Origin of the sequence: Armatimonas sp., from assembly GCF_043760365.1 — a bacterium.
Taxonomy (GTDB): Bacteria; Armatimonadota; Armatimonadia; order Armatimonadales; family Armatimonadaceae; genus Armatimonas.
Window position 1 is genome coordinate 1 of sequence record NZ_JAYUPA010000370.1, and the last position, 5093, is coordinate 5093.

General features: G+C 49.9%; 4 protein-coding genes. 1 reads left to right on the forward strand and 3 read right to left on the reverse strand.

The genetic code is table 11. The annotated features are described in order from the left end of the window. A partial coding sequence (locus tag ACH2EH_RS08900) for an RNA polymerase sigma factor (RefSeq protein ID WP_395140887.1) occupies positions 1 to 500 on the reverse strand: 500 nt, incomplete at its 3' end. 212 nt (positions 501 to 712) lie between these two features. On the opposite strand from ACH2EH_RS08900, the gene dxs reads away from it, so the two are divergent. Next, complete coding sequence (gene dxs / locus ACH2EH_RS08905; RefSeq protein WP_395140889.1) at positions 713 to 2611, forward strand: 1-deoxy-D-xylulose-5-phosphate synthase; 1899 nt, start codon at positions 713 to 715, stop codon at positions 2609 to 2611. On the opposite strand, the gene ACH2EH_RS08910 is transcribed toward dxs, so the two are convergent. Then, positions 2601 to 3359, reverse strand: a complete 759-nt coding sequence (locus ACH2EH_RS08910; protein WP_309686291.1) for a hypothetical protein — start codon at positions 3357 to 3359, stop codon at positions 2601 to 2603. The genes dxs and ACH2EH_RS08910 overlap by 11 nt on opposite strands. A 226-nt stretch (positions 3360 to 3585) precedes the next feature. After that, the gene (locus tag ACH2EH_RS08915) at positions 3586 to 5016 is read right to left on the reverse strand and encodes a hypothetical protein (RefSeq protein ID WP_395140891.1); all 1431 of its coding nucleotides are present in this window, start codon (positions 5014 to 5016) and stop codon (positions 3586 to 3588) included. Positions 5017 to 5093 lie beyond the last annotated feature (77 nt).

Sequence of the window (5093 nt, forward strand, 5' to 3'; positions counted from 1 at the left end):
GGCCCAATGCTCCCCACGGGAATCCCTAGCTTCTGTGAGATCTCGGCATACGGTGCGGCTTCGTCGGCATAGAGCAGCCCCAGCAGTTTTTGGCACTTCTCGGGCAAGCACTCCAGCGCCTGCCGGACTAAGTGCACTTGCTCGGCGGCGAGCAAGTCCTCCTCGGGCAGACGGGTATCGGCGAGCGCTTCGGCGTCTTCCAGGCCTGTGGTTGGTTTGCGGCGCAGGAGCCTCAAGCCTTCCTGCCGCGCCACTTGCGCGATCCAGCCCGCCAGGCGCTCCGTGTCGCGCAGCTCAGAAAGATGCAGGCAGAGCTTGAGGCTAACATTCTGGAAAATATCCTCGGCGTCGGCCTGTGAAAATCCCATGCGTAGGGGAATATGAAAGATCAATCGCTGGTAGCGCAAGATCAGAGCCTCCCACGCCGCCGCCGCCTCACCCGCCAGACACGCCGCTACCAGCTCGTTGTCCGTGCGCTCTTTCCCTCCACGCTTCCACATCGGCTTGTTATATCAAATTTACAAAGAATAGAGTAAATGCCGATAAAGACGCATGAGAGAAGTCTGGCAGTTTGAGTTGGCTTGGCGGTGGGGAGATGGGAACTAAAACCTGGTATCCTTGTTAGAGTTCGCTAGACTTGTTTGACAATGCCGCACTGCTGCGGTAGTATGTGCGCGAAGAACTTTGCTTGGCAAAGTTAAAAAAGAAAATTATGGACACCTTCCCGATTCTTGACCAGCTCACCGGTCCCGCTGATCTCAAGGCCATGGACTCCGCCCAGCTCAAGGCACTCTGCAACGAGGTGCGCCAGGGGCTCATCCAGACCATCTCACGAGTAGGCGGGCACTTTGCGCCCAACCTCGGCGTGGTCGAGCTGACGGTGGCGCTCTACAAAGTTTTCGAGCTGCCCAAAGATAAAGTGATCTGGGATGTGGGGCACCAGTGCTACCCGCACAAGATGCTCACGGGGCGCTGGAAGCAGCTCCATACGATCAAGCAGTATCAGGGAATCTCCGGTTTCTTGCGTCGCGACGAGAGCGAGTACGATCTCTTTGGCGCGGGCCACGCCAGCACCAGCCTGTCGGCGGCGCTTGGATTTGCCAAGGCACGTGATCTGCGCGGCTCCACGGAGAGCGTGATTGGAGTCATCGGCGACGGCTCGCTTACGGGGGGAATGGCCCTCGAAGCGCTCCTCAATATCGGCGACCAAAAGACCAAGATGCTGGTGGTGCTTAACGACAATGAGATGAGTATCGCCGAGAATGTGGGGGCGCTGGCGACGTACTTAGCAAAACTGCGGCTCATGCCCACGTATCAAAAAGTGGAGAGCACGGTCAAGCGCAGTCTGAACAAAGACGGCCTTCTGTACCGAACCGCTGCCGGGGCCAAGCACGCCGCCACGCATTTTGCCGCCCCGGCCAACACGGGGATTTTCTTTGAGGAGCTGGGCTTTCAGTACATCGGCCCGATTGATGGCCACGACACGGACTTCCTCGTGCAGGTCTTTGAGCACGCCAAACATCTCGACGGTCCCGTTTTGCTCCATATTCTGACCACCAAGGGCAAGGGCTACGAGCCCGCCGAGAAAGACCAGCGCACGTGGCACGCGACCACTGGCTTCTCGATTGAAGACGGCAAGATGGAGAAGAAGTCCAGCGGTGTCACCTACACACAGGCCTTTGTCGAGAGCCTGAACGAAGTGGCCGTGAACAACGATAAAGTGGTCGCTATCACTGCCGCGATGCCCGATGGCACTGGGCTGGCCAAGTTCGCCGACAAGTTCCCCAAGCGTTTCTTCGATGTCGGGATCGCCGAGCAGCACGCCGTCACTTTTGCCGCCGGGCTCGCCGCCGAGGGGTTCACGCCCGTCTGTGCGATTTACTCCACTTTCCTCCAGCGTGCCTACGACCAGATTGTCCACGATGTCTGTATCCAGAACCTGCCCGTGGTCTTTATGATAGATCGCGCGGGGCTGGTGGGAGATGACGGCGCGACGCACCACGGGACGATGGACATTGCCTACCTGCGCTCCATCCCAAACCTCGTCCTGCTCTCGCCTAAAGACCCGCAGGAACTGAGGGAGATGGTCAAGTTTGCCCTCGCCTACCGCAAAGGCCCGATTGCACTGCGCTACCCGCGTGGCGGCGGTGAGAACCTCACGGACACGTGCGTCCCGATCCAGCTCGGCCAGTCCGAGACCCTACGGCGCGGCGACGATCTGGGGATTCTCACCTACGGCCCGATTGTCAGCGAGGCGCTGATCGCCGCCAACACGCTGGAATCGCAAGGTCACTCCGTGGAGGTGATCAACGCCCGCTGGGTCAAGCCACTCGATGAAGTCGCGATTCTGGCGCTCGCTCGTCGCACGAAAAAGCTCATCACGGTCGAGGACGGCATTCTGGCCGGAGGCTTTGGCAGCGCGATTATCGAACTCCTCGCCGACCGTGGCCTCACCGATGTCCAAGTGACCAGAATCGGCCTCCCGAATCACTTCGTCGAGCACGGCCCCATCCCCAAGCTGCGCGAATTAGTCGGAATGGACGCCGCCGCAATTGTCGGAGTGGCGGAATCCTTGTTAAAGCTAAAGCAGAGCACAGTTGCTAGGGCTTAATTTGCGAGGCGATAGATTGTCTCCATGTGGAAAGTTCTTGAATCTTTCTGGGGGAATCTTCTCGTTTTTTGGCGATACCAAGAAACTTATCCATATAGGCTAGTGCGGATTTGTAGTCACCTAAGTCAGAATATGCATTGACGTATTCGATATATAAATTTTGATATTTGAGTTCGGGATTTAATTTTTCGGCTTTATCAAAATCATGTATAGCAGTATTTGCATTATTGATTTTTATGCTATTATTCTTGATTGTGTTATTTTGAGCTCTTGCTGATTGCCCGCGCAGGTAGTAACCATAGCCCCATTTTGGATCCAATTTGATAGATTGATTTGATAGATCAAAAGCTGTTTTCCATTTTGCATTATATCGATAATACATGGCAGCCATTATTTTTGCTTCTGGTGATTTTGGTAGTTCAGACAGACTCTCTTTACGGAGTTGATTGCATGGTAAAAGTGAAACGTCGGATAATAGATACGATACGACTTTAGATTGTTGAGGTGTTGGTTTATCTTGAAAAAGTACGGTTCCTACAAAATGCGCAAAAGCATATTGTGCTTTGATGTGAGGGTTTTTGTCAGATTTTTTGATGAATTTTTCATAAATAAGTGCAACCTCTTGGGCTCTACCTTTCGAATGAAGAAATAGAATGCTTATAAATGCACTGCGGATATTAGGCATATTCTGTGCGATTAATGATTCTAGCTTAATATCTGGTGGGAAGGTAGAACTGATGTTTTGCATGTTTATATCCTTGCTTATAAGCGTAGACTAGCTTGATGAGTGCATTATCAGGAATACAAGCAATGGCAGATGCGTTAATGAATATTTTCCCGCAGAGTACAGGTGCATCTCCATTAAGAATCATACCGTCAACACTTCCGCCGATGCTTATAGTTGTTTCCATTTTCGTGAAATATGCTTCCCAGAATTTAATGGATAGTCTTGTGGGTTTCTCTGTCAATCATTCTTAAAAACCATACTCATTACTGAACTCTAGCCAAAATTGCGTCTCATCCACTTTTTCCCAACCGAACGCCAAAGTTTTGACACTTGCATCTTCAGGGGCCGAACGCACTTGACCCATTAAATCATATACTAAGTATTTCATGATATGTTGATTGTAACCAATACGGCGATATAAACGCAAATGACGACCACCTAATATTGGCTTATTCCAAATTGCATGACGTACATAAGTGTCAGGGTTTGTGTTGTACGAAATACCGAATATTGGCAACCAAGGAATTAATCCCGACTCTTGTGTGCCCATTGAAAAAGTCCAACTTCCTCCTACTGTTACATTGTATTCTTCATCTATTGGTAATTCATGTTGTTCTTTAGGCCCAAATACGCGATGGTGTGACGGGTGTTCACTCTCCTCTATCATGCCACCTGTCGTTTTTTCGAAATTTTCAATTGGATCATGGACCTTCAAAATATAGCTAGCATCTGCTATTGCTCCGTCGCTTGGGTCAGTCAATTTATATGTTATTGTTGATTCTGATACACCAGTTGGACTGCCTTGCCAAACGGGGCCTCCATAAGCTAATACTTGGGTTGGTGTTCCTATGGGCATCCTATCTACACAGGAAAACTGATATTGTGAGATTATGCTACTACCACCTGACCATGTCCAATCGAGTGGAGATCCCCATGGGCCTGCAATTGATGCGCTGTAAATAACGTCACTACTAATTAAACCTGTAGAAGTTAGTTGTGATAAGTATGAATAAATGGTATCTCCGTGTCCAACAAGTTTTGAATCATACCATTCATACCGGCCTCCTCTACCAATTGATACCGCTCGTGGATCTTGTATGGCAGTACAATCAACCCAGATGCCGAAAAATCCTATGGTACCGTGCCCAACTGATGCTTGAGAGTTTGCACTCAAAGTATTAGATGAATACTCCACGGTATTGCCAGTAACTTTAAGTTGTACAACACGTTTTCCTGATGCTTGGCCACCAAACAAATTTGGTACAAATGGACTGATACTGTTACTTGCACTTCCACTTCCTGGCGTCCCGTTCCCATTTCTAGCATTATAAGAAGCAGAAGAATTTTCGAGTATAGAGAGTTTGTCTGGGCGAGATTCGGTAGCACCTGTCCAGGTTGCTCTTACTCGGTACGAACCTGATGTTGATGCATTTAAAGTGCCCTCATATGGTCCGATATTTCCATGTAAACTTGCAGACATTTGTGGCCATGGCCAGCTTTGTGATGCAGATTGAGGTAATCCAGACCATACAACGGAAACAACTCCTTCAGGAATGATTTGGAAAACCCAACCTCCTGTTGGAGGCGGTGGGCCATAAGGTGGGCCACCTTGTTTAGCGTAAGCAACTGATACGAGTGAAAGGGCACTCATAGTGACAAGTGTTTTGAATTTTTTCATTTAAAATCTTAATATCTTCAGCGTTATTTTTCTGTCGTTAACGTCAACGACAGAGTCTATTTTATCTTAACAGACCC

Coding starts and splice junctions, on each gene's coding strand:
- dxs (WP_395140889.1), top strand. CDS start 713: ATGGACACCTTCCCGATTCTTGACCAGCTCACCGGTCCCGCTGATCTC.
- ACH2EH_RS08910 (WP_309686291.1), bottom strand. CDS start 3,359: ATGCAAAACATCAGTTCTACCTTCCCACCAGATATTAAGCTAGAATCA.
- ACH2EH_RS08915 (WP_395140891.1), bottom strand. CDS start 5,016: ATGAAAAAATTCAAAACACTTGTCACTATGAGTGCCCTTTCACTCGTA.